Raw genomic sequence first — 25,739 nt, 5'->3', positions numbered from 1 at the left:
CGTACGTGGAGGACGGCCGTCGGCGCCGTGCTGGCCGCCGGCACTCTGACGCTGTCCCTCAGCGGCTGCGGTGCCGCCGACATGACCAAGCAGGCCTCGCCGTACGCGGCGGTGGGCGGCGCCAAGTCCGTCAGCCTGCCCATCGGAACCTGGGTCGGCGCGCAGGCCAACGTCGCCGTGGCGAAGTACCTCCTCGAGCACGAGCTCGGCTACCACGTCGACACCGTGCAGGTGGACGAGCAGCCGGCCTGGGACGCGCTCAGCCAGGGCCGGGTGGACGCCATCCTGGAGGACTGGGGCCACCCCGAAGAGGAACAGCGCTACGTCAAGGACAAGAAGACGGTCACGGCGGGCGGCGGCAACGGCGTCATCGGCCATATCGGCTGGTGGGTCCCCAAGTACTGGGCCGACAAGCACCCCGACGTCACCGACTGGAAGAACCTCGACAAGTACGCCGACCAGCTCCGCACCGCGGAGAGCGGCAAGAAGGGCCAACTCCTCGACGGTTCCCCGTCCTTCGTCACCAACGACAAGGCGCTGGTGAAGAACCTCAATCTCAACTACGAGGTGGTGTTCGCGGGGTCCGAGGCGGCGCAGATCACCCAGATCAAGCAGTTCGCCAAGGAGAAGAAGCCCTTCCTCACGTACTGGTACGAGCCGCAGTGGCTCTTCAACCAGGTGCCGATGGTGGAGGTCAAACTCCCCGAGTACACCGAGGCCTGCGGGGAGAAGGGGGCCAAGGACCCGAAGTCCATCGACTGCGCGTACCCCATCGTCCCCCTCCAGAAGTACTTCAACACCGACTTCGCCAACAGCGGCAGCACCGCCGCGAAGTTCCTGAAGAACTTCAGCTGGACCAAGGCCGACCAGAACGAGGTCTCCGAATCGGTCGCCTCGGACGGCCTCACGACCGATCAGGCGGCGAAGCGCTGGGTGGAGAAGCATCCGGACGCGTGGAAGCGGTGGCTGCCGAAGGAGGCGAAGCAGTAGGCGGACGGGCTGCCGCGTCCCCGGTCGCAGAAGAGGGGGAGGACCACCAGCTGGTCCTCCCCCTTCGCATGCCGTTTCGGCGGAGGGGCATAGTGGAGCGTGGCCCGAACCGGGGCATGAACACGTAAGGAAACGGCGTGGCCGAGGTCCGGCGACGCCGCACGAACCAGGGGGACTTGCTCCATGCCGCCCACGCCACCTATGCGACCCGTGCGACCCACGCGACCCATGCGACCCATGCGACCCATGCTGTCCATCCGACGCTCCACCGCCGTGGCCGCCGCACTCACCGCGCTGCTCGCGGTCACCGTCACCGCCTGTGGACCCAGCGGCGACAAGGCCGCCGCGCCCGGCGGTTCGGCCGCCGCCGACCAGAACGGCCGGGATGGCCGGGACGGTGGGGGCAAGGGCGGCCTGAAGCTCCCCGAGGACATGCCGACCAGCATCGACGATCTGAAGAAGTGGAAGGACGGCGGCTGGCAGCACTGGGACAAGTGGGCCCGTAAGGCACAGGACTTCGCCAACCCGATCATCAAGGACCACTGGAAGAACGAGCGCCTCGCCCAGGCGAAGCCCGTCCCGGAGATCGGGGTGAAGGCCGTCGGCGTGGGCAGTGAGTTCGACGCCACCGACCCCGAGCCGCAACCCGTCACCGCGATACAGGTCGGCCGCCCCTACCACCGGAACATGGCCCCGGTGGGGAAGATCTTCTTCGACAGCCCCAAGGGCCCGATGGTCTGCTCCGGCACGGTCATCGAGGACCCGGCGCATCCCGGCAAGTCCAACCTGGTGTGGACCGCCGGGCACTGCGTGCACTCCGGCAAGCGGGGCGGCTGGATGCGCAACATCGTCTTCGTCCCCTCGTACAACGACTACGGCGTGCCGATGAACCGGGTGGGCCGGATGCCGTCGCAGCAGGTCACGCCGTACGGACGCTTCTGGGCGGACTGGATCACCACCTCCGGTGAGTGGATCACCATGGGCAGCGACGAGCGCGGCAACGGCGGCTCGGCGTACGACTTCGCGGTGCTGCACGTCAAGCCGGAGACCGGCAGCGGCAAGTCCCTCCAGGAGACCGTGGGCAACGCCATCCCGGTCTGGTTCAACGCCCCGTCCGCCGCCGGCCTCAGCGTCGTACGGGCCATCGGCTATCCGGCGGCGCCGCCGTACGACGGCGCGCAGATGATGGCTTGCCAGGACCGTCCGGGCCGCCTCGTCATGGAGCAGGGCACGCCGGCCATGGACCGTATCGGCTGCACCATGACCGGCGGCACCTCCGGCGGCGGCTGGCTCGTCGAACGCGACGGCAAACTGGCCCTGGTGTCCAACACCTCCATCAGCTCCAGCACCCACACCTGGCTCGCCGGCCCCCACCTGGGCCCGGAGGCCGAGCGCGTCTTCAGCACCATCAGCCGGAAGTTCGCGAACCGGTAGCGGGCGGGCATGGGAGTGTCTGCCGGGGGCGTCCCCTGTGCGCCCCCGGCCGGAGTCCGGTTACACCTGCCGGTTTCACCTGCCGATTCGGCTATGCCGGCCGATTCGGCTCTGCCTGTCCCGGTGTCATGCGGGTGGAGACACCGAAGCGGTTCCAGGCGTTGATGGTGGTGATCATGGCGATCAGCTGGGCCAGCTCGGCGTCCTCGAAGTGGGCGGCGGCGCGCTCGTAGACGGCGTCCGGGACGAAGCCATCGGTGAGGACGGTGATCGCTTCGGTGAGGGCGAGGGCGGCCCGTTCCTTCTCCGTGTAGAAGCCGTCGGCCTCCTCCCAGGCGCTGAGGAGGTAGACGCGCTGCTCGGTCTCACCGGCCTTGCGGGCGTCCGCGATGTGCATGTCGAGGCAGAACGCACAGCGGTTGAGCTGCGACGCCCGGATCTTGACCAGCTCGACCAGCGCCGGGTCCAGGCCCTTACGTGCCGCCGCGTCCAGCGCGATCATGGCCTTGTAGGCCTCGGGGGCGAGCCGTGCCCAGCGGATGCCGAGGCGGGACCCGTGCCCGTTCTCGTGCCCGTTCCCGTGCGCGTGCCCGGGCGCCTGTTCCGCTGCCGTTCCAGAAGTGTTCTCAGTGGTCATCGCGTCGGTCATGGATACGACGCTACGGCGGCAGTGGCGCACCTGTATGGTCCACTTCCGTGGAGAATTCCTGGGCCACTTTCGGCCGCGATCTGCATCTGGACCTCACTGGCACCGGCACCGGCACGGAGGGTGGCCCCCGCCCCGGCGGACTGCGCGCCGCCCTCCTGCGCGCACTGCGGGACGCGGTACGGTCCGGACGGCTGGCCCCGGGCACCCGCCTCCCCTCCTCCCGCTCCCTCGCCGCCGACCTCGGCATCGCCCGTAACACGGTCGCCGACGCCTACGCCGAGCTCGTCGCCGAGGGCTGGCTCAGCGCCCGCCAGGGCTCCGGCACCCGCGTCGCCGAGCGGGCGCTGCCGCGCACCACACCCACCGCCCGGCGGGCACCCGCCCCACCCGGCAGCGGCCCCGGCCGACCGCGCTTCGACCTCACCCCGGGCACCCCGGACGTCTCCGCCTTCCCCCGTACCGCCTGGCTCGCCGCCGCCCGCCGGGCGCTGGCCACGGCTCCCAGCGAGGCCTTCGGCTACAGCCCACCGGCCGGCCGCCCGGAGCTGCGCACCGTCCTCGCCGACTACCTGGCCCGCGCCCGCGGCGTCCACGCGGACCCCGACCGGATCGTCATCTGCACCGGCTTCATGCAGAGCCTGGCCCTGCTCGCCCGTGCCCTGGGCCCCGGCAGGCTGGCCACCGAGTCGTACAGCCTCGGCTTCCACCGCGACGTCATCACCCGCGCCGGGCTGCACACCGTCCCCCTCCTCATCGACGAACACGGTGCCCGCACCGAGCAATTGGCCGCCCTCGACGACGTACGCGCGGCCCTCCTCACCCCCGCCCACCAGTTCCCCACCGGCGTCCCGCTCCACCCCGACCGACGCGCTGCCGCCGTCAACTGGGCCCGTGCCACCGGCGGTTACATCCTGGAGGACGACTACGACGGCGAATTCCGCTACGACCGCCAGCGCATCGGCGCCCTCCAGGGACTCGACCCCGACCACGTCGTCTACCTGGGCACCGCCAGCAAGAGCCTCGCCCCCGCGCTGCGGCTGGCCTGGATGGTGCTGCCGGACCGCCTCGTCGAGCCGGTCCTCGCCGTCAAACGCTGCGGCGAATGGGCGTCCGGGGCACTGGAACAGCTCACCCTCGCCGAGTTCATCTCCTCCGGCGGCTACGACCGCCATCTGCGCGGGATGCGCCAGCGCTACCGACGGCGCCGCGACCAACTGGTCGCCGCACTCGCCGAGCGCGCACCACACGTCCACATCTCCGGCATCGCGGCCGGACTGCACGCCCTCCTCGAACTCCCGCCCGGCACCGAACAGTCCATCGTCCAGGCCGCCCGCTGGCAGGACCTCGCCCTGTCGGGCCTGAACTACTTCCGCGACCCCGCCGCCCCGCAACCCGTCCGCGACGCTCTCGTCGTGACATACGGCAGGCCACCGGACCATGCCTTCGGCAGCGTCCTGGACGCGCTGATCAGAACCTTGCCACCGGCACCGGGGGCGTAGGGGCCGTACGAGCCGAAGGGGTCGTAGGGGCCGCCCTGTTATATGGCCTTAAGCCGTGTCCGACAGGTGGTGTGACTGGCGTGGCGCACCCTCCCTCCGTATAGGACAGAACCTGACCTGCATGGTCCATAGCGTGGTCCTTGACCGACGGAAGAGGAACACCGGAAGACGGATGCCATGACCGTTAACGAGCTGACCACCCGTGACCTGATTGGGGCCCCGGCCGGCGCAGGTGAGCGCGCCGAATGGCTGGAGATGCTGGCCAAGCAACGGCACTTCCTGCGCTTCACCACCCGTGACCTCACCGACGAGCAGGCCGGGCTGCGAACCACCGCCAGCGAGCTGTGCCTGGGCGGTCTGGTCAAGCATGTTGCCGCAGTCGAGCGGAACTGGGTGGCCTTCATCCTGAACGGCCCCTCTGCCATGGGGGACTTCACGGCCATGACCGAGGCTGACTGGGCACGTCGGGCCGACGAGTTCCGGATGCTGCCCGGTGAGACGCTGGCCGGTGTATTGGCCGACTACGCCGAGGTGGGTCGGCAGACCGACGACCTGGTCGCCACTCTGCCCGACCTGGACGCCACGTGGCCACTGCCGAAAGCCCCGTGGTCCGAGCCCGGTGCGCGGTGGTCGGCCCGCCGGGTGCTGATGCACATCATCGCCGAGACCGCTCAGCACGCCGGCCACGCCGACATCATCCGTGAGTCCCAGGACGGCGCCATGAGTATGAGCTAGCGACTCCGCCTACCGGCAGGTACGGCACAGGAGTGCCCATGCCCTTTGGGGCAGGGCACCCCCACCCACCACCCACTCAGACGCCTCGAGTGAGCTTCGATGACCACCACCGATGACCGGGCCCGCCGACCTGACGGTTGACGGGCCCTCAACGCGGCTTCGTCCACGAGTTCAAGCGGACGGCGTGACCGGGGACCGCAAGCCGAGCCACTGCTCGGCGTCCCAGGCTTGGAACCGCTCCACCTCGGTGAACCCCAGCTTTGCCGCGAGGCGCATCGAGCCGACGTTGGCGGTCTGGGTGGCGAGCACCACCGGCTCGTCGGGAAGGACGCCGTCGAACCAATCGAGTGCCGCCGCGCACGCCTCGGCGGCATACCCGAATCCCCACGCCCGCGGCAGGAACAGGTAGCCGAGATCAACCTTCCCCGCAGCAGCCGGGCGAAGATGCTCCGTTGCCCTCCTGAGCAGGATCTGGCCGATCATCGCCCCGTCCAGATCAACGACGAAACTCCCCGGCCACCGCTCGGGCACCCCGGGCATCTCGCGCTCAAGCTCCTCGCGCGGCCGGGGGCCGCCGAGATAGGTGTGCACCTCTGGCGACGCCAACAGCTCGATAAACGCCCCACGGTCTCGGGCCTCGGGCTCTCGGAGCACGAGCCGCTCAGTCTTGATCGGGGCAGGCGGCCAGGCGACGGATCCGAGTTCAGCCATGCCGACCAACTAATCAGCAGGCTCGGCAACGATCAAGGCTCGCGGACCGATCAAGCCAACGGCCCGGACCCCACACTCACCAACGAGGCCGTGCAGACCCGTTCCGATCCATCCGCCACTCACAGGCATAGCCAAAACCGAAGATTTTGGTGATCAAGGACCGCTCCCCACTCCCCATCTTCCCCAGACAGTTCAAAGACCAAGCAAGTGGGGCGAGGAGCAGCCCCGGCCGTTTTCAAAGGTCCCCATCACCATCGGCTGCACCGAGGGCCCTGGCTGGTTTGCGCCCTCACCAGGTCGGTTGTCAGTGCCGTATGCCATCGTCGATACCGAGAGCCAGACGCCTCGTCAGCGGCTCGCGAAGATTACGGGGAATCAAAAGCCAAGGGGGAGGCATGGCTGGCGACGGCTTCGACATAGACACCGACCAACTCAAGTCCGCCGCTCCAACGTTCCACCGAGAGTCCGCCGCCTTGGAACGGGCAACGGCCAAACTCCGGCACGCACTCGACGGTCTGGGCGAGCCATGGGGAGGCGACGAACAGGGCAAAAAGTTCGAGCACGCTTACGCCCCACACCGCGCGAACATAGAGAAGGCCGCCGCAGCCCTGACCAAGGGCCTGTCCAGCATCACCAAAGCGATGAACGACATGGCTGCCAACCACGAGGAAGCCGACCGCTCGGCCAAGTCCGGCTTCAAGAGCGGCGGTTCCTGATGGGCGCGGCCGACAAGGCCAAGGAGATCGTCCAGGACCTCACCGGCATGTGGTTTCCGGAAGGCGACGAGGACGAATTACGCGAAGCCGCCCGTGCCTGGCGCACGTACGCCGATGACGTCGAGGACTGCACCGCGGCCTGCCACAAAAAGGCCCAGGACGTCATCGACACCAACAAAGGCAAGTCGATCGAGGCCTTCGGGGCGTTCTGGCGCAAGTACCACGGCGGCGGCAAGGGCTACCTCGACGACGTAGCGACCGCCGCCCGCGACATGGCCAAAGCCCTGGACAAATACGCCGACCAAGTCGCCGAAGCAAAGAAGAAGATCGAACACGAACTGGAGATCGCCGGCGCGGTACTCGTCGCCGGCACAGCCCTGGCCCTCTTCACCGGCGGCATCAGCGAAGTAGCCGCAGTAGGCGCCACCGAAGCCATCGTCGCCGCAGCCAGCACCGCAGGCATCGCCGTCTCCGCCACCATCGCCGAAATCGCCGGAACAGTCCTCGCCACCGCCGCCATCGGCGGCATCGAAGCCATCACCGTCGACGTCGTCATCGCCCAAGGCGGCCGCAACCTCCTCGGCGACCAGAAGGGCATCAACCTCGCCGAGGTTAAAGACGCTGGCGTCACGGGCGTTTTGCTCAGTGGTGCCTTCGGCGGCGCAGCACGCACAGCCAAGGCCGTTGGAGACGCCGGCGGATTTAAGTCAGCCTTGGCAGATATCAAGCTGGACGGTCTCCAGCTTCGCCCGGCGATGGACCAGATGGGTAAGCGCCGTACTTGGCAGCTTTACCACGCCAAGGAATCGGATGCGATGGCATCGCCGGTGAAGCCCGGAGACGATGTGCTGCCGTCTGGCCACCCGATCTACCACGGTAAACAGACCACAACCATTGGCTACGACGACCTGACGCTTTCTAACCTGGAGCGTGTGGCACGGGAGCCGGGCGTTCACGATGTGGTGGTTCACGGCACGAAGAAAGGTACATTCCTCGCAGGACATGTGAATCCAGCGGGGGAGGCGAGAATCACCTATCCGGTGAGTCCTCACCATGTTGTGGAGGCGCTTCGCAACAACCCCAACTACGATGGGGGAACCGTGCGATTGATTTCTTGCCGGTCAGGAGCAGGAACCGAACCTCTAGGCCAGGATGTTGCCAATGAGTTGGGTGTTCCTGTGTATGCTCCGACAGACCGGATTGGTGTGAATCGTGCTTTAGGGACTCAGGTGCCGACGATCGACAAGGGCGGCTACTGGCGACTGTTCCTCCCCATCACTGATTGATAGCCCAACATTGCGAGGAACAATGATTCAACGTTTGGGATACTTCGAAGAACATGATGACAGCGGTGAACCTGCGGCGCGGGGCACGTCGCTGTCCGCTGCTATGGCCGGCCCATCAGCACCGGATGAGGCACGAGTTCTTTCCTACCTGGCCGGCGGTGTGGAGATCTACAGCGTGATGGGACCCGAGGAGGACGTTATCTCGGGGGAGTGGATCGCTGACGGTGGATGCTTGTTTACGGACGGGGCGTGGGTATGGCATGGATATCTTGTCCACTATCTCTCCCGCTATCACATCTCCCTGCCGGACGAGTTCCTCGATCGCGTAAGGAATTTCAAGTACAGAGCACCCACCGTACCCGATGAGCGTGCGCGAGAAATCATGGCTGAGCTTTTTCCTAAGCGTCCTTCCCCTTGGAGCTAGTACCTCCATGATGGCGACCGCCCCATGAACGCACTGCGCCAGGCAGTCGTACGTGATCAGGTGGGGAGCTTTGACGGTACGACGCTGCGCGCCCGCTCGTACAGTGCTCGTGCGGCGGCGTTCTTCAAGTGCGGGCGAAGGTGGCTGACCATGGCCCTGATCCGGTCGTCGGCGCGGCCGGACTGCACCATGGGGTAGTCGTCCAGGGCCTGATGCCAGGTGGCGCAGGCGGCTTCCAGGTGGCCGACTTCCAGTTGCCGCTCCGCGAGCGTGGCCCTGTGCCGAACCCGGGCGCGACGGTAGACGCTGAAACGAACCTTGTCCGACTGCTGCATCGCCTCGATGCTTCCGCGAGTGTCGCCTAGTTCGTAACGCACCTGACTGATGTGGTAGTTGAGCGCTGCCGGGTCGTACGAGCCGAATGCCTTCCCCCTCGACTCGGCCTTTTCCATGGCCACGTCGGCTTCCCGAAGGTACGTCAACGCGTTGCTGCGTTCGCCGGTCTGTGCATAAGCGTGCGCCTGCTGACCGGCGAGGAATGCCCGCATCCGTGGACCGGCCTGCGGGGATGCGGCTGCGGCCGCGTCAGCCAAGCGTGTGGCCTTCATGCCGTGCCCTAGGTCAACGGCCTGAACGCTCATTCCGCGCAGCGTCGTGCAGTACGTCAAGTGGTCCTCCGAAGCCCCGGCAAGCTCCAAAGCCTTCATGTAGTACCGCTGAGCCAAGCCGTGCAAGCCTTCATCCACTGCCATATATCCGGTGAGGTAGCACAGGTCAGAGGCGGCCGACATCATCGCTTTTCTGACGTGATCCGTAGCGTCAGCCCGAAGGTACGGGGCCACGCTGTTCACCAGAAAAGATGCAGCCATCGGGCGTGCGTGACGCCCCCCGAACTGATCGTCCAGTTCTGAGATTCGCTCGGTCATGGCAGTGACCATGTCGACCTCGGGCATTCCTACGCGCCGTGTTGCTCCGGTTTGAACGGCCTCCATGCGGCCCACGACGTCCGGCCAATTAGGCACGGCGAGTGCGACGGAGAAGAGGCTGGCGCCTATCACGCTTCGGCGTGATGGGTCCATGTCGTGCCTGCCGAGGTCGATAAGCCCTTCGACCGTGCCTGGTTCGCCGTTTGACGCTACGACAGTTGACGGGAATCCAGCCTCTGCATGTGTGATGGGACGTGCGAGTCGCCGTGACAGAGCTTCCACGAGCAAGGGACGCACCGCCGGCTTCGGGACGTGGCCCTTGAGCCACTGGTGAACGGACTGTTCACGCACCGCCGTGGGAGTCCCCTGCTCTGTGCCGATCTTGTTCACGGCCTGAGCACACTGACGCAGCGTCCACCCTGTCTCGCGAAACAGCCTCTCCAGGACGGTGTTTGGCTTCCTGCTGCCCACTGGTCCTCCACTCTCCCCGCAGGTCCGAGCGTTTGAAGCTTTTGAAAGCTGCTTGTGCTGTCACGGTACCGCTGTCCGTAGCGGAGCGGTTGCCTAGAGCGAGATCGCATCAGCCGCCCGATCGCAACCGCCGGGATCTGATGCGAGAGACGAAGGACCCCCGCAACCGATGTGCTTCGGCCCGGGGGCATGGCCACCAACCCCTGGGAGGTTGACGACATGGCGAACACTATCGCCAGAATCTTCGAACCGCTGTTGCGGCTGTTACTGCCATCGCGAGGACGCCACCGGTCTGTCAGCTCTATGCCCGCAGTCGGGTACGAGGAGGCACCGATGCTCGCACCTTGCCGTGTGCCCGGTGGCCGGGAGGAGCTTCTGCGGGGCGAGGACATCTACCTGATCCGCCCGTATGTCCTCACCCCCGAGGAGCGACAGGAACGACGGGCGCGGCGTGAGCGGCGTGAGCGGCGACGGGTGTTGTGGCTCGCCTCGCAAGGGATCGACGCAGGACCACGCTGGATTCACGGGATGGAGGTGGTGGGCTGATGGCCCGCATCTGCCGCCCCGTTCACCTGGGGGATCCGGTGTCGGCTCCGGAGCCCGAGCCGGTTGCCGGGTGCGATGTATGTGCCGCGCTGGTCGAGCAGCGCGTGAGAGCACACGCCATCGGAGACAAGTCGAAGGCGACCGATTGCAACATCGAGATCCGCCGTCACCCCCACCCGAAGCGGGGGCGCGGGTGACGACCGAGCGCGCGCGGTCGGCCAGGCGGCAGCGAGACAACTGCCGTGGAGTAGGAGGGGCTGCGCACCCCGTCACCTGTCCACGTCATGACTTCAAGGGCCGGACAGCCCGGCCCGGCCTGAACCCCGGCCCGGCCTGAACCCCGTTGGCCTGGCGGGGAGGAGGACAGCTCCGCCCGGCTGCCGGCGTCACTCGAATCAATCAACCAGAGGAGCGCATCATGAGCACCAAAACCGTGGAACAGGTCGAACTCGGCAGGTTCTTGAAGGTCGCCGCCCGGCAGTTCGACGCCGGGCGTACTGCCCCGGAGATGTTCTCTCCGGCCATCGACGGCGAATGGCACCGTCTTCTCGACTCGCCCGACTATCAGGCGTTCTGCACCGAGCACGCCGGGCGTCGGATCGGGCACGCGCCGAACGTGGGAGCCGGTGAAATCTCCTGGGTCCGTGCCTATGAGGAGTTGTTCGGGCCGCTGCCCGAGATCTGGTTCACCGACCAGGACGGGTGCCTGGACCACCAGGGTTTGACCCACTACCGCGAGACCGGGACCGTAGTCGCCGAATGGGACTGCTCGCCGGCCCTCGGCGACGTGGCCGCCCCCACGCGGCAGACGGCGGCAGCAACCCTGTGACCGCCATGTCCGTTGGCCGAGCGCTCCGCCTCAGTGCTGGGGCGCTCCGCCTCATCGCGCCCCGCACCACCACCCCCAGGGCGGACATCGCCGCCTACGTGGGGACCGTGACAGCCCACTGCCCCTACCTCACCCCGTCCCTTGACCGTGGCCTGACCGGCTGGACGCTCTACGAAGCTGTCGGCGCCCCCGCGGACGTCGAGGCCGAGGTGTTCCACGCCGCCGTGCAGGCAGCCGAACGGGTGCGACCGTTGGCGCCCCGTGCCCATGGCGCGTTCGTGTGCGAAAACGTCGCCATCCTGGGCGCCGGACGGGAAGTGTTGCAGTGGCCGCACTGGGCCCTGAAGCACCTCTACGGACCGGTGGGGCTGATGATCGGCAAGTTTGCTGTGGGGGAGGAGCGCACCGACCACAGTGGTCGCGGTATCCCGCCACCACCGGTCTCGTTCCTCCCGGTACGGGCCGCTGTCAGGCCCCGCGACGGGCGGTTCCTGCAACACACCCCGAACCTGGCGGCTGCCGTGGCATCTGCGAGGGACGACGGCCGCGACGTATTCAGTCATCTCGGGCACGACTGGAAGGAGATCAGGCTATGGGCGCAGCACCTCCCTTCGAGGCGGTAGCCGCTCTGGAACAGCAGTTGGGTCCGGTCACCTGCGATCTGCTCAGCGACCGGCGAGGCTCCCGCGCGTGGAAGGTCATGGGCTCCCGGGGTACTGCGGCGTTGAAGGCCAACAACCCCGAGGTCGTCCCGGGACGCGACAAGGCCGCGGAGACGGCCCAGGAGGACCGGCACCTTCTCGCCCTCACCGAGGCGGGCGCCCTCAGTCCTGGGTATCGGGTCGATGCCGGCGTGTGGGAGGGAGGCCGGTGGCTGGCGGTCGGCTGGATCGACGGAACACCACTGTGGAACGCCATGGCGCTGGCCCGCGGCCCCGAGGGTGACCGGCCTTCGGTACGGCCGTGGCTCCTGGGCATCGCCCGTACGTGGGCGGAGCAGCTTGAACGGCTGCACGCCGCCGGTTGGGCTCACGCCGACGTGCAGCCCACCAACACCCTCATCACCTCCGACGGCCGCGCCGCCATCTTCGACTTCGCCTTGTCGTGCGGGCCCGAGACGACGGGGCGTCTTCCGTACCGGGGCGCCTTGACCCACACCACCGCCCCCGAGATCGCCGACGCCCTCCTGGCCACACCTGCCGATACCCACATCCAGGTCCGGCCACCGGCCGACATCTGGGGACTGGGCGCATCGCTGTTCTGGTGCTGGACCGGACGCCGTCCCGTCCCCTACGCCGACGACACCCCGCGGACGGACAAGTTGCGGGCCATCGCCGACGGGAAACGCCTCCGGTTCGATGACGCCCGGCCATGGTTCTTCCCGGTCTTCGAGGAGATCATCTTCGCGTGCATGGCGCCGGTCGCCGAGGAGCGGCCCACCGCCGCCGACCTGGTCACGATCATCGAGGAGACCCAGTGATCACGCTGCGGGCGCTGGTGCCCGGCGACGTGTTGGCCGTGCAGAGGATCTACAGCGGCGCTTCCGCCGGCTTCACTCGTGGCCACCCCATGACCATCGGAGAGGCCCACACCTGCGTCACCACCGCCATCACCCAGGCTCGGGTGAGCCCCCGCGAGCGGTGGTGTTTTGGCGTCACCGCCGGTGATGACCTGGTCGGGTTGATCAAATTCCGGGATCGTGGCGCTGGCCACGCCACCCTGAGCTACATCTTGCGGGAAGACAGTTGGGGGCGCGGGTACGGCACCGCTGCCGTCCGACAGGTCATCGCGTACGCGTTCACCGCCACCCATGTGGACCGGCTGAGCGCCAAGCATCACCCGGGCAATCCCGGCTCCGGTCGCGTACTGGCCAAGGCCGGGTTCACCCGCACCACCGTCTTCCAGGGACAGGCGGACGGTGCGCCGGTGGCCTATCCGGTCTACGAGATCCACCGCACCCCGGGGGGTGGGGCCATGCCTATCGATCAGCCCGTGAGGTTAGCCAGGAGCTTTCCCGCCTCATGACGGAAGCCGCCGCTCGCATCCGCGAGTTGAACCTCCACCGGCTCGGGCGGTGCGACTCGATTCCACCTCTCTCGAAAAGCCGCACCGCCGTGGCCGAATTGCGCCTCTACCAGGCCCGTTATTCCGTATGCCATCGTCACTAGTTGGGGAGCCGGACCTACGGTCAGCGGCTGCCGAGGGGATACGTGCAAGAGGCCTAGGGGGAGGCGATGCATGGCTGGTGACGGCTATGACATAGACACCGATCAACTCAAGTCCACCGCACCGACATTCCACCGGGAATCCGTCGCCTTGGAACGGGCGACGGCAAAGCTCCGGCATACGCTCGACGCCCTGGGGCAGCCGTGGGGTGGTGACGAGCAGGGCAAGAAGTTCGAGCACGCCTACGCGCCGCACCGGGCACAGATCGAAAAGGCCACCGCGGCGTTGGCCAAGGGTCTGTCCAGCATCACCAAGGCCATGAACGACATGGCGGCCAACCACGAAGACGCGGACCGTTCCGCCAAGATCGGCTTACAAGGCGGCAAATGATGAGTGCCGCCGACAAAGCGAAGGAGATCGTCCAGGACCTCACCGGTATGTGGTTTCCGGAAGGCGACGAGGACGAACTCCGCGAGGCCGCCCGCGCCTGGCGCACCTACGCCGACGACGTCGAGGACTGCACGGCTGCCTGTCACAAGAAGGCCCAGGACGTCATCGACACCAACAAGGGCAAGTCGATCGAGGCGTTTGGAGAATTCTGGCGGCGCTACCACGGCGGCGGCAAGGGATACCTCGATGACGTGGCCACCGCTGCCCGTGACATGGCCAAGGCCCTGGACAGATACGCCGACCAGGTCGCCGAGGCGAAGAAGAAGATCGAACACGAATTGGAGATCGCCGGCGCGGTCCTGGTCGCCGGTACTGCCCTGGCTCTTTTCACCGGCGGTATCAGCGAAGTCGCGGCAGTGGGCGCCACCGAGGCGATCGTTGCTGCGGCGAGCGCGGCGGGCGTCGCCGTTTCCGCGACCGTCGCCGAGATCGCCGGAACAGTCCTGGCCACCGCCGCCATCGGCGGCATCGAAGCCATCACCGTGGACGTGGTCGTCGCTCAGGGCGGCCGCAATCTCCTCGGCGAGCAACAGGGCATCAACCTTGCCGAGATCAAAGACGCCGGAGCCACCGGGGTCCTGCTGGGTGGTGCCCTGGGCGGCGCGGGGCGCGCGGCAAAAGCTGTAGGCGATGCCGGTGGCTTCAAGAACGCCTTCGGCAAGACGAAGCTGGACGGTCTGGGAAACCTCAGGAACCCGCTGCGCGACTTCGAGATGCCTCTGCTCAACTCAGGCGGCGCGCGCCTCGCCATGACCGGTGAGGGGCCCATCGGTCCTGCCGGCCCGACCTGGCGCCCCTTGATGCGCGATGTTCAAGGCGGCGGAGGAGGAAGCCGCGCTTCGTGGCACGTGGGAAGTGGTGTCGAAGGGGCTGCCCGGGGGAAGACGATCCAAGCTCCACACCCCCGGCACACCTGGGGTGGGATCAAGCGAGGCCTGGCGAAGCACGAGAACACCGTGATTCTGCCGGGATACAACCAGGCAGTGAGGGAGGATATTTCTGAGATAGCGTCTGGCAAAGCAGCATGGAACTCAGAAGACCAGGTCTACGAGATCAATGGAAGATCGTACAAAGTCGAGACATCAGGTACCGTCTTCCCGGTTTCAGGGCCGGGTCTCATCGACATGAGCCGCGCCGAGTACGGTGCTCTAGGGGCCATCATGCGCGCTAACGGTGACCTTTCCCAGTGCGAGAAATTCTTCGCCAACGCCAAGCAGTTCCAGCAAGAACCTCATGCTGTCCAGACGGCGATCGATCTGTATAGGACGTACCAGCGATGATGTGTACCTTGCTGACGACCGGTGAGGGGGTTCTTGGTCGTATCGCCCCAGTCCTGGCTCGGTTCTTCGGCACCTCCGTCGATGACGTTGATCTCTGTGACGCATGGGATCTCGAAAACCGTGATTGGGATGCCTCGGTCACATGTGAATACATGTCGCTCGGTGGCGATCTGAGGTGGTCGTTGGCCATCGCCACCGATGAGACCCCACATCGCTCTGAATCCGAAGAGGATCTCGCGCTGACTGTGGCGCGATCGCTCGGCGTCGTCGTCATCTTCTCTTCCGACTACCCGGACATCTCGTGGATCGATCGCGCCGCGACCCCTCGGGGTGAGGTCTGCTATGTCAACACCGATGAAGAGGAGGGTGAGCCTCCCCGGTGGACGGTAGCGATCTCCGAGATCCACATTCCCGAATTCCCCGAAGCGGAAGTGCGACGCATCCCCGAAATCATCAGGCAGCTTCAACTGCCGACCCCGCTCACCGATGCCTGCATCCCGAAAGAGCACGCGCAGCGGCGCGTCTGCTTCCCCCTGGTGAACTGGGAGCGACTCACAGTCCGCATGGAAAGGGACTGGCCCCCGTCCGCGTGGTACCCGGCCTCGATGTACGTGGAGGATCTTGAACTGCGCGACCAGCTCGAAGACGTGATCGCGCAGCTGCCTGCAGAAGACCAGCAGCCGGCCAGAGAGGTCATGGAGCAGGTGGACGCAAAGTACCGGGCTCTTACTCATGATGACGGTGGAGAAAACCTGGCCAAGGCTGCCGAAGTGCCGATTACCGACCGTGCGTGGTATTGGTACCGGCGTCCGCTGAACCCTCCGTGGGACGGCCCGGGCAAGTAGTCGTTGTGCTGCTCGTATTGTGCGGCTTGGCTGCCGCGCCGTAGCCCGAGACCGCCCCTGCGGTACCAGTGCGGTGGGAACCTCGTCCGCCCGTGCGCGTGTTGCCCTGAAGGCCCCTCGTCATCTCGCGGGAATCAGGTGAATCGTGGTGTGTGTCAGCTGGCTGAGCCGCCGCGCGTCCGTCGTAGCGTGGCGGGGAATCGGCGTACCAAGTACGCGAAGGGTGTGGCCCCGAGAGTTGCTGCCGACACGGCGATCAACGCAAAGAGCGTTGGGTTTACCCAACTTGGGACGATTTCCACGCCGCTGCAGATGGTACTGATCGGGAATTCGCTGAACGATTCCGGGAAGGTCCTGGCCCCCATCCGGAAGTAGCAGGTCTTGTCGGGGAACAGCCCTGGCGAGTAGACCCCCGTCGCGTAGCTGTAGACCAGGAACACGGCGCTCAGGGACACCGCGAACACAAGCATCAAGGGCTTGGGGCTCGCCAGACGCGGCCTGTTCCCTTCCCGGATCCGCTGCCTGGCGTGCCGGACCAGCCCCAAGAGGGCCGCTATCCACACCATTGCCGCAGGAAGGCCGAAGAAGATGAGAAGCATGAGGCATGGTCGCATGAGCGGCGAACTGCGCTTGTGCCGCACGGCCCCATGAGCTGCCGGGTTCCCGGCGGGCGGGCCGTAGGGCGAGCGCTGTGTGAGTCCCGCCCTCCCTGTAAAGCAAGCTTGACAGTCGCCGAGGGGTGACAAGTAAGCTTTACATGTGCGAAACAGCGTCAGGAAACTGCGGTCGTCACGAGGGCTTTCCCAGGGCCAGCTAGGCACGGCACTCGGGGTCTCACGGCAAACGATCAACGCCATCGAGACCGAGCGGTACACGCCTTCCCTGCCGCTCGCCTTGTCCATGGCCAAGTTCTTCGAGGTCGGCGTTGAGGAGATGTTTCATGTCGATGAGAGCCCAGCAGATGGCCGGTAACACGGCCAGGCGGTCCGTCCCCGGCTTCTTCCTCGCCGTCGGAGCCGGATGCCTCGTGGCTGCGACTTTCGGCGGCCACTTCGCTCTCGGCCTGGTGACGTTCGGGATCCTGGCGGTCTGCAGTCTTGCCTTAGTGCTGTTGGGGCGCCGGAGCGAGACCTATCAGGGCCTCACCGAGAAAAATCCCGACGAGCGCTTCGCCCGGATCGGAGGGCGAGCCTGGGCCGGCACGGGAGTGGTCCTTACCGTGGGGAATCTCTGTGCCTTCATCGGTGAGCTGGCATCCGGAAGAAGTGGCGATCCGTACTTCTGGTTCGTGGCCACCGCCGCCATCGCCTATATCGCGTTCGTCGCCTTCTTCTCTCGGCATACCTGAGAAGCCATCGCCTCGAACGGCTCGCCACCGTATGTCCGACCAGGCAACGCGATGACCTTGGCCACCGGAGGTCGGTGTCGGCCATACCGACGTGATCAGCCATTGGCCACCACTCGATACGCGCCCTAGGTGTTCCGTCCGGGGAGGTTGTGACCGTCGTGACTTCAGGTCGTTGCCATGGGCATGGGGCGGGGAGATTTAACGCATGTGGAGTGGGCCCGGCTGAAGCCGCATCTGCCGAAGGCCGGGCAGCGCGGCGGCCGTTGGGCCAGTCACCGCAGGGTCATCAACGGCATCTTGTACCGACTGCGCACCGGGGTGCCGTAGCGGGATCTACCTGCGCGTTTCGGTCCGTGGAAGACTGTGTGTGAACGCCATGGACGCTGGTCGGCGGACAGCACGTGGGACAAGATCTTCGCGGCCGTCCTGGCCGACGCCGACGCGGAAGGCCGCATCGACTGGTCCATGGTGAGCGTCGATTCGACCTCCTGCCGGGCCCACCGGCACGCCGCCGGGGCTCGTACGACGGCGCCGCGGGTGCCAGGGAAAGACGCATGCCCCGGCAGCACCGCCCCGACTAGGGACTCGGACGCTCCCGGGGCGGTCTGACCTGCAAGATTCATCTGGCAGGTGAGGGTGGACGCCGCCCACTGGCCCTGCTGATCACTCCGGGCCAGTGGGACGATGCCCCACAGCTCATCGCGGTCATGGAACGCATCCGCGTCGGCCGCGCCGGTGGCGGATACCCGCGTACCCGACCCGACTCTGGCTCCGCCCATGATTTGCCGGGCAGAACCTGGCGGTGAGGCGCTCGAAAACCAGTGGAGCAGCACCGCTGTGCGCCATTACCGTGCTGCCCGGCCAAGTCGTCAAGGCAAGGACGTGCCGTTGTACACCCTGTGAGACCTCCCGAGTGCTGATCTGTCGCGCGTCGCGCCTGTGCGCCGCGCTGCTGTTTGCTGCGGACTTCTCACTGAAACCGGTGTACTTCTGTGCTCAATGACTGGGTGGTCATGCCCACCTGCCTGCCGACCGTTCTCCGCCGTTGCCCCGCGTGCGCGTCCGGTCGCTTCCAGGCGAACGGCAAGTTCCGCGTCAACGCACACCACAAGCTCCTCGATGCCTGGCTCCTCGTGCTCTGCACCGCTTGCGGGGACACGGCAAAGCTCACGGTCCTGGAGCGGATGAACGTGCGCTCCGTACGGCCTGAGCTGCTGGACCGGATGCATGACAACGACCCTGGCCTGGCGGCTGAGTTGCTCCAGGATCCGGTCGTGCGGCGCCGTAATCGCATCGCCCTCGACTGGGACAACGCCTGGCGCCTCGACACCGGCGGATCGGATCACCTGGACCGCGAGGTGATCGACGTCTCGGTCCGCTTCACGGCGCGGATCCCTGTCCGGCCGGTGCGACTGATCGCTGAAGGGTGCGGTCTGTCGCGGGCCGAGGTCGAGAGACTGATCACGGACGGCAAACTCGTTTCGGCAGTCCGGCTGAGCGGCAAGCTCTCCGGCGACTTCACCTTCACGCTCAAGCGCTGAGCCCTCCTCGGGACCAGGAGCCTGTCCGGCAAGGTCCACCGGACAGGCCCTAGTCGCCGAGTGCGAGCCGGATGCCGAAGGCGCCGATGGCCGTGCCGGTGATCCGGTCGAGCAATCGCCGTGCGGAAGCCCGCCGCAGGTGGTTGCGGAGTACTCGGGCGAAGGCGATCAGTACGCAGGACCAGAGCACGGCCAGTACGACGTGGACTCCTGCGAGCAGCACGCCCATGGCGAGTTGGGAGGTGCCGGGCGGCATGAACTGCGGCAGGACGGCGACGTAGAAGGCGCCCATTTTGGGGTTGAGGAGATTGGTCACCGCGCCCTGGCGCCAGCCGCCGCGCAGTGTGTCCGGGGCGCCACCTGTCCGGCCCCGGCCGATTGTGTCGTCGTCGCCTGCCGCTTCCTCCGGATCGGCCGGACGGCGCCGGGCGGACCAGATCATCCGGGCGCCCATCCACACCAGGTAGGCGGCGCCCGCCCAGCGGACGATCGCGTAGGCGAGGTGGGAGGCGGTCAACAGGGCGGTGATGCCGAGGGAGGTGAGCAGGCCCCAGGCCAGGGTTCCGGACTGGATGCCGAGGACCACACCCCAGGCGCGACGGCGGTGGCCGAGCGCTGCGGTACGCAGTATGAGGGCGGTGTCCAGGCCGGGCGTGAGGGTGAGGAGTCCCACGACCACAGCGAACCCGCACAGGGCGGAAAGGTCGGTCATGGCAGGTGAATGTACGACCATCGATCGCCGAACTGCCAGTTTTCTGCCCGGAATCGGGCACGTGGGTCCGCTTCGGTGTTCGTTGAGGCGATCCGGCAGGCGTGGCAGGCTGACCAGATCCTGTACTGGCAGAAGTACTGGGCCGCCCACAAGGGCGCCATCATCATTACGAGCCGCTTCATCCACGGGTACAAGCTGCCCAAGGCCGACTTCTTGAAGGGGAGCCGCTACAAGAAGAACAAGCGCCGACACTGCCGGCACTGTCAGGAAGATCCGGTCCCAGACAGGAAGAGCCGGACCAAGAAGCGGAACAGGAAGCGGAACGGGATCAGATGAGGACACAGATCAGGCTCACCCCCGAAGACGACGGAGAGGTGTTCGTCGCACGGCTCACGCCGTCCCAGGCGCTGGCCGTGCATGAGGCGCTGGTGTTCCTGCGCAGCAGGGAGCTCGGTGACGCGGTCCTCGCGCTCCAGCTGGGGGCGGACCGCGCGACGGTGGACGACCTCGTCGAACGCCTCACGGACGACGACGGCAGAACGCGCGACATCCGGTTCCGGGCCCAAGAGCTGCACACCATGCACAGCGCCCTGACCGCTGTGGCGCCCCTGTTCCTCGAACGCGGGCGGTTCTCCGAGGAGCCCTTCCACCAGAGGATGGGCTTCTACCGGGAGAATTTCGACGCCCTGGCACTGGGCATCGTCGACGCGCTGACTGCGGCCCGACCTTAGTCGGTTCTCCCTGGGCTCCACCCTGGTTCCGGGGTTCCGGCCGGGGTGGAGCCACAGGTATGTGCGGTGCGGTCAGGTCCAATGGCCAGCCGGGTTGAACCCTCGATAGCCGGGTTACTCCGCGATCTCCTTGGGCGGGCTCATCCAGATGGTGTCCTCGCAGATGTTCATCTGGGCCGGCTTGCCGGCCTCGTCCTGGGCTCTTATCGGCTGGCCGTGTCCGCGGTCGTGCGGTGCGGTGACCCAGGCTGTGCCATTGCTGATCAGGCAGCTGTGGGGTTCGTTGGACCCGTTGGGCTTATTGGGGCCGTGGGGTTTGTTGGGTCCGTGGGGTTTGCTGGACTCGTTGGGCTTGTGAGATCCGTTGTGCTTGTGAGGCCCGTTGGGCTTGTTGGGGTCAGTGGGGCGCGGGGCGGGGTCGGAGTCCCTGTAGCGGAGTGGGGTCGTCAGTGTGCCGCCGCGGGGCAGGTCTATGGGGAGGGGGCGGCCGCGGCCCTTCGCGTCGGAAGAGGGGCCCTTGCCGATATGGACCTCGAGGCGCGGGAAGCCGCGGAAGGCGCAGGGCTCCGGGCCCTTGTTGGCGATGGACAGCTGCGCGTCGCGGTGCGTGCTGTCCGGCTTCTTCTTCAGCAGGGTGAGTTTCCAGTGCAGGCCCTTCGTCGTACAGGCCGCATGCAGCGGCATCATCCGGGGCGAGCCGCAGCCGACCAGTCCCAGGACGAGGGTGACGGTCAAAGTGAGCGCGGCTGTCGCCGCGACAAGTGAACGCCGACGCACGAATTCCCCTGTTCGTTCCGTATCAGGCTTCCTGAAGCTTTCAGAAGCTTCCTGTTGATGAGGACAGGGATTCGTACGTCTGGGGTTGCCTCTGTTGTCGCAGCGATCGCATCCGTATCAGTTGTCGTCGGAGCGCTCGTGTCCGTTTCGGTTGTTCTCGGGGGTGTTCGTGTCTGTTTTGGTTGTCTGTTTTGTCGGTGCCGTCGGGTGATCGTTCGTTCCGGTACCGCGAGTTCACGGCTGCGGGGGTGCCGTACGGCGGTGGGCGTTCCACAGGGTGAGGGTGGTCAGGGTGAAGAAGAGGAGGTTGGCGAGGCTGAGTTGGGCGCCCTGGAGGGGGACGCCCGCCGGGCCCGGGATGCCCTTGGCCAGGAGCTGGCCGATGAGGATGCAGACGACGGGAGTGGCGGCGCACATCCAGCGGGGGAAGGAGGTGGTGCCGCGCAGGATGGCGACGGTCATCCAGAGGGAGGCGATGAGCCAGCAGGCCAGGAGGAGTGCGTAAGGGATGAAGAGGACGGTGGCGAAGTCGCCGGGGAGGGCGGTGAGGGCGGGGGAGGCGTTACCGGTGCCGGAGGCGTGGATGGCTTTGGCCGCCTGGCCCCAGTAGTAGAAGGAGCCGTGTACGAACGGGGCGAGGACGAAGCCGGTGGCCAGGAGGAGGAACGGGGGGAGGGAGAGGAGGCGGCGGGCTGGGCGCAGGCCGCGGTAGAGGTGCCAGCAGGCGGCGAGGTAGAGCGGGCCGGTCAGTACGCCGAGCAGCGCGCCCCAGGCCAGGCGGGTGGTGGAGGCGGGCAGCATCGCGGCGAGGGAGTCGCCGGTGATGCCGCTGTAGGCGCTCAGGATCGGGTAGCGGTCCGGGGAGGCCATGGGCTCGCCCAGCAGGAGGATGTCACCGATGAGCCAGGTGAGGGAGGCCAGGATTCCGCAGATGCCGGCGAGGCGTGCTAAGCGGGTCCATGTGGTGTGCGTGTTGCGGGAGTTGGAGTGGTGGTGTGGTGCCTGTGGGGAAGGGTGGGTTGGCTGGGTCGGCATGTGTCCCCCGTGGCGTGCGAGATGGATGGTTAGGTGAGCCTAAGCTAACTGATCTCGAGGGGGTGGGGAAGGCGGGATCTGGATGCCGCCTGCAAGAACCTTTTCGGCAGCATTGAAGGCGGGCGTCAGGGGCGTAAAGTCGGGCCACCCCGGCTCGCCTACCCGATACGGGACGAGTCGGAAACAGGACGGGGCTGTGTCCGGCGTGCGGGGAGCCGGTCTCTAGGCTGGCCCCGCTCGCGCGGATCTGGGCGTGGGCGGATGTCCGTCTACGGGGGAAATAAACGATGTCCGAAAAAGCACGTCGACGGCTGAGGTCCAGCACGGTGATTCTGGGCAGCATGGGTGCCCTGGCCGCCGCCCTGACGTCCTGCGGTTCCGAGCCCGACAAGCGATGCGTCGACCGGAACAGTTACGACGCCCTCAAGGGGTACCGCATCGTCGACTCCTCGAAGTGCTCAGCGGGCGGTGGCGACTCGTCTTCCGGAAACGGGGGGACGGGAAGCGCCGCCGGCGGCTACGGCAAGAAGGGCCGTGGCGGCGGAGCGGGGAACGGAGCGGAGAAGGGAACGAAGAACGGGGCGGGGAACGGGGCGGGTAAGCGGGCCGTGGATGCCCAGTGGTACTACGACCCGAGCAACAAGGGCGGTGCGTACGCCGCCGACGGCACGTTCAGCAAGACCACCGCGGTGAATCGCGGCGGCTTCGGTTGTTCCGGGTCGGGCTCGAGGTCGGGCTCGGGCGGGTCGCACGGCCGGATCGGTGGCTGAGCGGCGAAGAGGGACATGGAACGGCATAGACGCGGACGCACACACAGACGCGGACGCGGACACGGACGCGGACACGGAAACGGAACGGTGAGGCAAGGCGCCGTAAGGCACCGCAAGGCACGGTCATGAAACGGCACACCATCCAGCCCCGCCCCGGCTGGCAGCAGACCGTCGAGGCGCAGGGGCTGATCTACCCCCTCACCCGCTACCCCGACGACTCCCTCCGCCCCTACTGGGACGAGAGCGCGTACTACTCCTTCACTCTCCCCGAGGTCGAGGCCCTGGAGGAGGTCGTCGAGGAGCTGCACGGTATGTGCCTGGCCGCGGCCGCGCACATCGTCGAGCGGAACCGCTTCGCCGACCTCGGCATCGACGACCCCCGGCTGGCCGGACTGGTCGCCGAGTCCTGGCGCCGGCGCGATGAACTCCCGTCCCTCTACGGGCGGTTCGACCTGCACTACGACGGAACCGGCCCGGCCAAGATGCTGGAGTACAACGCCGATACGCCGACCTCTCTGGTCGAGGCCGCGAGCCCGCAATGGTTCTGGCTGGAGGAGCGCTTCCCCGGCGCCGACCAGTGGAACTCGCTGCATGAGCGGCTGGTGGCGGCCTGGCGGCGGCATGCGGCGCTGCTGCCGCCAGGCGCGCCGCTGCACTTCGCGCACTCCTCGGGCGATGAGCTCGGCGAGGACCTGATGACCGTGGCGTATCTGGAGGAGACGGCGCGGCAGGCGGGCCTGGAGACGGTGGCGATTCCGGTGGAGGAGATCGGCTGGGACCGCCTCTCGGGGCGCTTCGTCGACCAGCGGCTGCGCTTCATACGGTCCTGCTTCAAGCTCTACCCGTGGGAGTGGCTGGCCACCGACGACTTCGGCCCGTACGTCCTGGACACGCTCGACAACGGCGGTGGCACCGGCTCCACCCTCTGGATCGAACCCGCCTGGAAGATGCTGCTCTCCAACAAGGCGCTGCTGGCGGTCCTCTGGGAGCTGTATCCGGGCCACCCGAACCTGCTGCCCGCCTACCTCGACGGCCCGCGCGAGCTGGCGCATGCCGGCGCCCGTGGTTACGCGGCCAAGCCGCTGCTCGGGCGGGAGGGAGCCGGGGTGACGCTGCACGAGCCGGGGGCCGAACCGGTGCCGCGCGGTCCCGGCGATCCCTGCTGTTACCAGGAGCTGGCGCCGCTGCCGGACTTCGACGGCAACCGTGTGGTGCTCGGCGCCTGGGTCGTCGAGGACGAGTCGGCGGGGCTGGGCATCCGCGAGTCGGCGGGGCCGGTCACGGACGAGTTCGCACGCTTCGTGCCACATGTGATCCGCTGAGGGGCGTGGACCTGCGGGGGACCTGGGGGGACCTGGGGGCCTAGGGGGCCTGGGGGAACCTGCGGGGGGGGAGGTCCCCCGCCCCGGCCGCCGTGTGCGGCTGGGTAGCCACGTATCCACGTAGCTACGTATCCAGATAGCTACGTGTCCACATAGCTACGTGACCACATGGCGCAACGAGCGGCCAGGGCCTTCCTCGCCCGCCGACCGCCCGCTGCACGCTGCGGCCCCCTGCTCCTGCTCCTGCTCCTGCGTCTGCCGCTGCCCCTGCTCCTGTCGTGGGCCTGCGTTACGCCTCCAGTACGTCCCGGAGCTGGGCGAGCCCCCAGTCCAGGTCCTCCTTGCTGATCACCAGTGGCGGGGCGATCCGGATCGTCGTGCCGTGGGTGTCCTTGACGAGCACGCCGCGCGCCATCAGCTCTTCGGACACCGCCCGCCCGGTGCCGCGGGATGCGTTGATGTCCACCCCCGCCCACAGTCCGCGGCCGCGTACCTCGTCCACCGCGCCGCCGCCCACCAGCAGCCCCAGCTCCCGGTGCAGGTGCTCGCCCAACTCCGCGGCCCGCTGCTGGAATTCGCCGGTCCGCAGTATCGCGATGACCTCCAGGGCCACGGCGCAGGCGAGCGGGTTGCCGCCGAAGGTCGAGCCGTGCTCGCCGGGCGCGAAGACGCCCAGGACCTCGCGGGAGGAGACCACCGCCGACACCGGCACCACACCGCCGCCCAGCGCCTTGCCCAGCACGTACATATCGGGCACCACGCCCTCGTGTTCGCAGGCGAAGGTCCGGCCCGTACGCCCCAGGCCGGACTGGATCTCGTCGGCGATGAAGAGCACGTTCCGGCGGCGGGCCAGCTCCTGTACCCCCGCCAGATAGCCCGGCGGAGGTACCAGTACGCCCGCTTCGCCCTGGATCGGCTCCAGGAGGACGGCGACCGTGTCGGCGTCGACGGCCGCCTCCAGTGCGGCCAGATCGCCGTACGGGACGATCTCGAAGCCGGGGGTGTACGGGCCGAAGCCGGCGCGGGCCTCGGGGTCGGTGGAGAAGGAGACGATGGTGGTGGTGCGGCCGTGGAAGTTGTTGTCGGCGACGATGATCTTCGCCCGGCCGTCCGGGACGCCCTTGACCTGGTAGCCCCACTTACGGGCCGTCTTGATCGCCGTCTCGACCGCCTCGGCGCCGGTGTTCATGGGCAGTACCAGCTCCATCCCGCACAGCTCGGCCAGCTGTGTGCAGAAGGCGCCGAACCGGTCGTGGTGGAAGGCGCGCGAGGTGAGGGTGACCCGTTCCAGCTGGGCCTTGGCGGCGTCGAGCAGGCGCCGGTTGCCGTGCCCGAAGTTCAGCGCGGAGTATCCGGCGAGCATGTCCAGATAGCGCCGGCCCTCGATGTCCGTCATCCAGGCACCCTCGGCCGTGGCCACCACCACGGGGAGCGGGTGGTAGTTGTGCGCGCTGTGCGCTTCGGCGGCGGCGAGGGCATCGATGCCGCGTTCCGTGGACGGCGTCACCATGGCTCCGTTTCGGGCTCCGTTTCAGGCCCCGTTTCG

30 protein-coding genes and 1 pseudogene are annotated in these 25,739 nt (G+C 67.3%); 23 read left to right on the top strand and 8 right to left on the bottom strand.

The window, feature by feature from the left end; all coding sequences use genetic code 11:
- Positions 1-81: 81 nt before the first annotated feature.
- Positions 82-990, top strand: coding sequence for an ABC transporter substrate-binding protein (locus tag ACFY12_RS04425; protein ID WP_390714177.1), 909 nt, complete (start codon positions 82-84; stop codon positions 988-990).
- 246 nt (positions 991-1,236) lie between these two features.
- Positions 1,237-2,424, top strand: coding sequence for a trypsin-like serine peptidase (locus tag ACFY12_RS04420; protein WP_390714176.1), 1,188 nt, complete (start codon positions 1,237-1,239; stop codon positions 2,422-2,424).
- Positions 2,425-2,515: 91 nt separating this feature from the next.
- On the opposite strand, the gene ACFY12_RS04415 is transcribed toward ACFY12_RS04420, so the two are convergent.
- Complete coding sequence (locus ACFY12_RS04415) at positions 2,516-3,073, bottom strand: carboxymuconolactone decarboxylase family protein (protein ID WP_390714175.1); 558 nt, start codon at positions 3,071-3,073, stop codon at positions 2,516-2,518.
- 47 nt (positions 3,074-3,120) lie between these two features.
- On the opposite strand from ACFY12_RS04415, the gene ACFY12_RS04410 reads away from it, so the two are divergent.
- Positions 3,121-4,572 (top strand): PLP-dependent aminotransferase family protein, encoded by a 1,452-nt coding sequence (locus ACFY12_RS04410; protein WP_390714174.1) that lies wholly within the window; start codon positions 3,121-3,123, stop codon positions 4,570-4,572.
- 177 nt (positions 4,573-4,749) lie between these two features.
- Positions 4,750-5,307 carry a DinB family protein gene (locus ACFY12_RS04405; RefSeq protein WP_390714173.1) on the top strand — a complete coding sequence of 186 codons (558 nt, stop codon included), beginning with the start codon at positions 4,750-4,752 and terminating at the stop codon, positions 5,305-5,307.
- A gap of 171 nt (positions 5,308-5,478) precedes the next feature.
- Here ACFY12_RS04405 and ACFY12_RS04400 read toward each other — a convergent pair whose 3' ends face one another.
- On the bottom strand, positions 5,479-6,018 hold the full coding sequence (locus ACFY12_RS04400; protein ID WP_390714172.1) for a GNAT family N-acetyltransferase: 540 nt from the start codon (positions 6,016-6,018) through the stop codon (positions 5,479-5,481).
- Positions 6,019-6,413: 395 nt separating this feature from the next.
- Here ACFY12_RS04400 and ACFY12_RS04395 point away from each other — a divergent pair, with 395 nt between their 5' ends.
- The 3 genes from ACFY12_RS04395 to ACFY12_RS04385 are packed head-to-tail and all read left to right on the top strand — an operon-like array spanning position 6,414 to position 8,444.
- The gene (locus ACFY12_RS04395) at positions 6,414-6,734 is read left to right on the top strand and encodes a WXG100 family type VII secretion target (RefSeq protein ID WP_390714171.1); all 321 of its coding nucleotides are present in this window, start codon (positions 6,414-6,416) and stop codon (positions 6,732-6,734) included.
- Positions 6,734-8,020, top strand: a complete 1,287-nt coding sequence (locus ACFY12_RS04390; RefSeq protein ID WP_390714170.1) for a WXG100 family type VII secretion target — start codon at positions 6,734-6,736, stop codon at positions 8,018-8,020. The genes ACFY12_RS04395 and ACFY12_RS04390 overlap by 1 nt, the downstream gene beginning before the upstream one ends.
- 22 nt (positions 8,021-8,042) lie before the next feature.
- Positions 8,043-8,444: a hypothetical protein gene (locus ACFY12_RS04385; protein ID WP_390714169.1), complete on the top strand. Its 402-nt coding sequence runs from the start codon at positions 8,043-8,045 to the stop codon at positions 8,442-8,444.
- Positions 8,445-8,500: 56 nt separating this feature from the next.
- Here the strand turns inward: ACFY12_RS04385 and ACFY12_RS04380 are convergent, their stop codons facing one another.
- Positions 8,501-9,841: a tetratricopeptide repeat protein gene (locus tag ACFY12_RS04380; RefSeq protein WP_390714168.1), complete on the bottom strand. Its 1,341-nt coding sequence runs from the start codon at positions 9,839-9,841 to the stop codon at positions 8,501-8,503.
- 333 nt (positions 9,842-10,174) lie between these two features.
- On the opposite strand from ACFY12_RS04380, the gene ACFY12_RS04375 reads away from it, so the two are divergent.
- The 8 genes from ACFY12_RS04375 to ACFY12_RS04340 all read left to right on the top strand — a co-directional run bounded on the left by ACFY12_RS04375 (position 10,175) and on the right by ACFY12_RS04340 (position 15,957).
- Positions 10,175-10,387 carry a hypothetical protein gene (locus tag ACFY12_RS04375; RefSeq protein WP_390714167.1) on the top strand — a complete coding sequence of 71 codons (213 nt, stop codon included), beginning with the start codon at positions 10,175-10,177 and terminating at the stop codon, positions 10,385-10,387.
- A gap of 418 nt (positions 10,388-10,805) precedes the next feature.
- Positions 10,806-11,216 (top strand): hypothetical protein, encoded by a 411-nt coding sequence (locus ACFY12_RS04370; RefSeq protein ID WP_390714166.1) that lies wholly within the window; start codon positions 10,806-10,808, stop codon positions 11,214-11,216.
- A gap of 5 nt (positions 11,217-11,221) precedes the next feature.
- Positions 11,222-11,839: a hypothetical protein gene (locus ACFY12_RS04365; protein WP_390714165.1), complete on the top strand. Its 618-nt coding sequence runs from the start codon at positions 11,222-11,224 to the stop codon at positions 11,837-11,839.
- Positions 11,809-12,696 carry a protein kinase gene (locus ACFY12_RS04360; RefSeq protein WP_390714164.1) on the top strand — a complete coding sequence of 296 codons (888 nt, stop codon included), beginning with the start codon at positions 11,809-11,811 and terminating at the stop codon, positions 12,694-12,696. The genes ACFY12_RS04365 and ACFY12_RS04360 overlap by 31 nt, the downstream gene beginning before the upstream one ends.
- Positions 12,693-13,241 (top strand): GNAT family N-acetyltransferase, encoded by a 549-nt coding sequence (locus ACFY12_RS04355; RefSeq protein WP_390714163.1) that lies wholly within the window; start codon positions 12,693-12,695, stop codon positions 13,239-13,241. The genes ACFY12_RS04360 and ACFY12_RS04355 overlap by 4 nt, the downstream gene beginning before the upstream one ends.
- Positions 13,242-13,454: 213 nt before the next feature.
- On the top strand, positions 13,455-13,772 hold the full coding sequence (locus ACFY12_RS04350) for a WXG100 family type VII secretion target (protein WP_390714162.1): 318 nt from the start codon (positions 13,455-13,457) through the stop codon (positions 13,770-13,772).
- Positions 13,769-15,112: a WXG100 family type VII secretion target gene (locus ACFY12_RS04345; protein ID WP_390714161.1), complete on the top strand. Its 1,344-nt coding sequence runs from the start codon at positions 13,769-13,771 to the stop codon at positions 15,110-15,112. The genes ACFY12_RS04350 and ACFY12_RS04345 overlap by 4 nt, the downstream gene beginning before the upstream one ends.
- A gap of 8 nt (positions 15,113-15,120) precedes the next feature.
- Positions 15,121-15,957: a hypothetical protein gene (locus tag ACFY12_RS04340; RefSeq protein ID WP_390714160.1), complete on the top strand. Its 837-nt coding sequence runs from the start codon at positions 15,121-15,123 to the stop codon at positions 15,955-15,957.
- Between the two features lie 155 nt (positions 15,958-16,112).
- Here the strand turns inward: ACFY12_RS04340 and ACFY12_RS04335 are convergent, their stop codons facing one another.
- A complete protein-coding gene (locus ACFY12_RS04335) occupies positions 16,113-16,556 on the bottom strand; it encodes a hypothetical protein (RefSeq protein WP_390714159.1) in 444 nt (147 codons plus the stop codon).
- Between the two features lie 160 nt (positions 16,557-16,716).
- On the opposite strand from ACFY12_RS04335, the gene ACFY12_RS04330 reads away from it, so the two are divergent.
- The 4 genes and pseudogenes from ACFY12_RS04330 (at position 16,717) to ACFY12_RS04315 (ending at position 18,846) form a co-directional block, all read left to right on the top strand.
- Positions 16,717-16,929, top strand: a complete 213-nt coding sequence (locus ACFY12_RS04330) for a helix-turn-helix transcriptional regulator (protein ID WP_390714158.1) — start codon at positions 16,717-16,719, stop codon at positions 16,927-16,929.
- Positions 16,898-17,305, top strand: coding sequence for a hypothetical protein (locus tag ACFY12_RS04325; protein WP_390714157.1), 408 nt, complete (start codon positions 16,898-16,900; stop codon positions 17,303-17,305). The genes ACFY12_RS04330 and ACFY12_RS04325 overlap by 32 nt, the downstream gene beginning before the upstream one ends.
- A gap of 183 nt (positions 17,306-17,488) precedes the next feature.
- Positions 17,489-18,069, top strand: a pseudogene (locus ACFY12_RS04320) (IS5 family transposase); the annotation flags it as partial.
- A gap of 228 nt (positions 18,070-18,297) precedes the next feature.
- Positions 18,298-18,846: a DUF1062 domain-containing protein gene (locus ACFY12_RS04315; protein ID WP_390714156.1), complete on the top strand. Its 549-nt coding sequence runs from the start codon at positions 18,298-18,300 to the stop codon at positions 18,844-18,846.
- A gap of 49 nt (positions 18,847-18,895) precedes the next feature.
- Here ACFY12_RS04315 and ACFY12_RS04310 read toward each other — a convergent pair whose 3' ends face one another.
- Positions 18,896-19,558: a LysE family translocator gene (locus ACFY12_RS04310; protein ID WP_390714155.1), complete on the bottom strand. Its 663-nt coding sequence runs from the start codon at positions 19,556-19,558 to the stop codon at positions 18,896-18,898.
- A gap of 75 nt (positions 19,559-19,633) precedes the next feature.
- Between ACFY12_RS04310 and ACFY12_RS04305 the strand changes: the two genes are divergently transcribed.
- Entirely contained in the window at positions 19,634-19,894 is a 261-nt protein-coding gene (locus ACFY12_RS04305) for a hypothetical protein (RefSeq protein WP_390714154.1), read from the top strand.
- Complete coding sequence (locus tag ACFY12_RS04300; RefSeq protein WP_390714153.1) at positions 19,891-20,289, top strand: hypothetical protein; 399 nt, start codon at positions 19,891-19,893, stop codon at positions 20,287-20,289. The genes ACFY12_RS04305 and ACFY12_RS04300 overlap by 4 nt, the downstream gene beginning before the upstream one ends.
- A 114-nt stretch (positions 20,290-20,403) precedes the next feature.
- Here the strand turns inward: ACFY12_RS04300 and ACFY12_RS04295 are convergent, their stop codons facing one another.
- Together ACFY12_RS04295 and ACFY12_RS04290 are read right to left on the bottom strand one after the other, a co-directional pair.
- Positions 20,404-21,066 (bottom strand): DUF4232 domain-containing protein, encoded by a 663-nt coding sequence (locus tag ACFY12_RS04295; RefSeq protein ID WP_390714152.1) that lies wholly within the window; start codon positions 21,064-21,066, stop codon positions 20,404-20,406.
- A gap of 234 nt (positions 21,067-21,300) precedes the next feature.
- On the bottom strand, positions 21,301-22,101 hold the full coding sequence (locus ACFY12_RS04290) for a DUF6796 family protein (RefSeq protein ID WP_390714151.1): 801 nt from the start codon (positions 22,099-22,101) through the stop codon (positions 21,301-21,303).
- A gap of 287 nt (positions 22,102-22,388) precedes the next feature.
- Here ACFY12_RS04290 and ACFY12_RS04285 point away from each other — a divergent pair, with 287 nt between their 5' ends.
- Entirely contained in the window at positions 22,389-22,871 is a 483-nt protein-coding gene (locus ACFY12_RS04285; protein ID WP_390714150.1) for a hypothetical protein, read from the top strand.
- A gap of 125 nt (positions 22,872-22,996) precedes the next feature.
- Positions 22,997-24,193 carry a glutathionylspermidine synthase family protein gene (locus ACFY12_RS04280; RefSeq protein ID WP_390714149.1) on the top strand — a complete coding sequence of 399 codons (1,197 nt, stop codon included), beginning with the start codon at positions 22,997-22,999 and terminating at the stop codon, positions 24,191-24,193.
- 289 nt (positions 24,194-24,482) lie between these two features.
- On the opposite strand, the gene rocD is transcribed toward ACFY12_RS04280, so the two are convergent.
- Positions 24,483-25,703, bottom strand: coding sequence for an ornithine--oxo-acid transaminase (gene rocD, locus ACFY12_RS04275; RefSeq protein WP_390714148.1), 1,221 nt, complete (start codon positions 25,701-25,703; stop codon positions 24,483-24,485).
- Positions 25,704-25,739: the final 36 nt, after the last annotated feature.

Origin of the sequence: Streptomyces sp. NPDC001339, assembly GCF_042895955.1 — a bacterium.
Taxonomy (GTDB): domain Bacteria; phylum Actinomycetota; class Actinomycetes; order Streptomycetales; family Streptomycetaceae; genus Streptomyces.
This window is presented reverse-complemented; position numbering and strand designations above follow the sequence as displayed.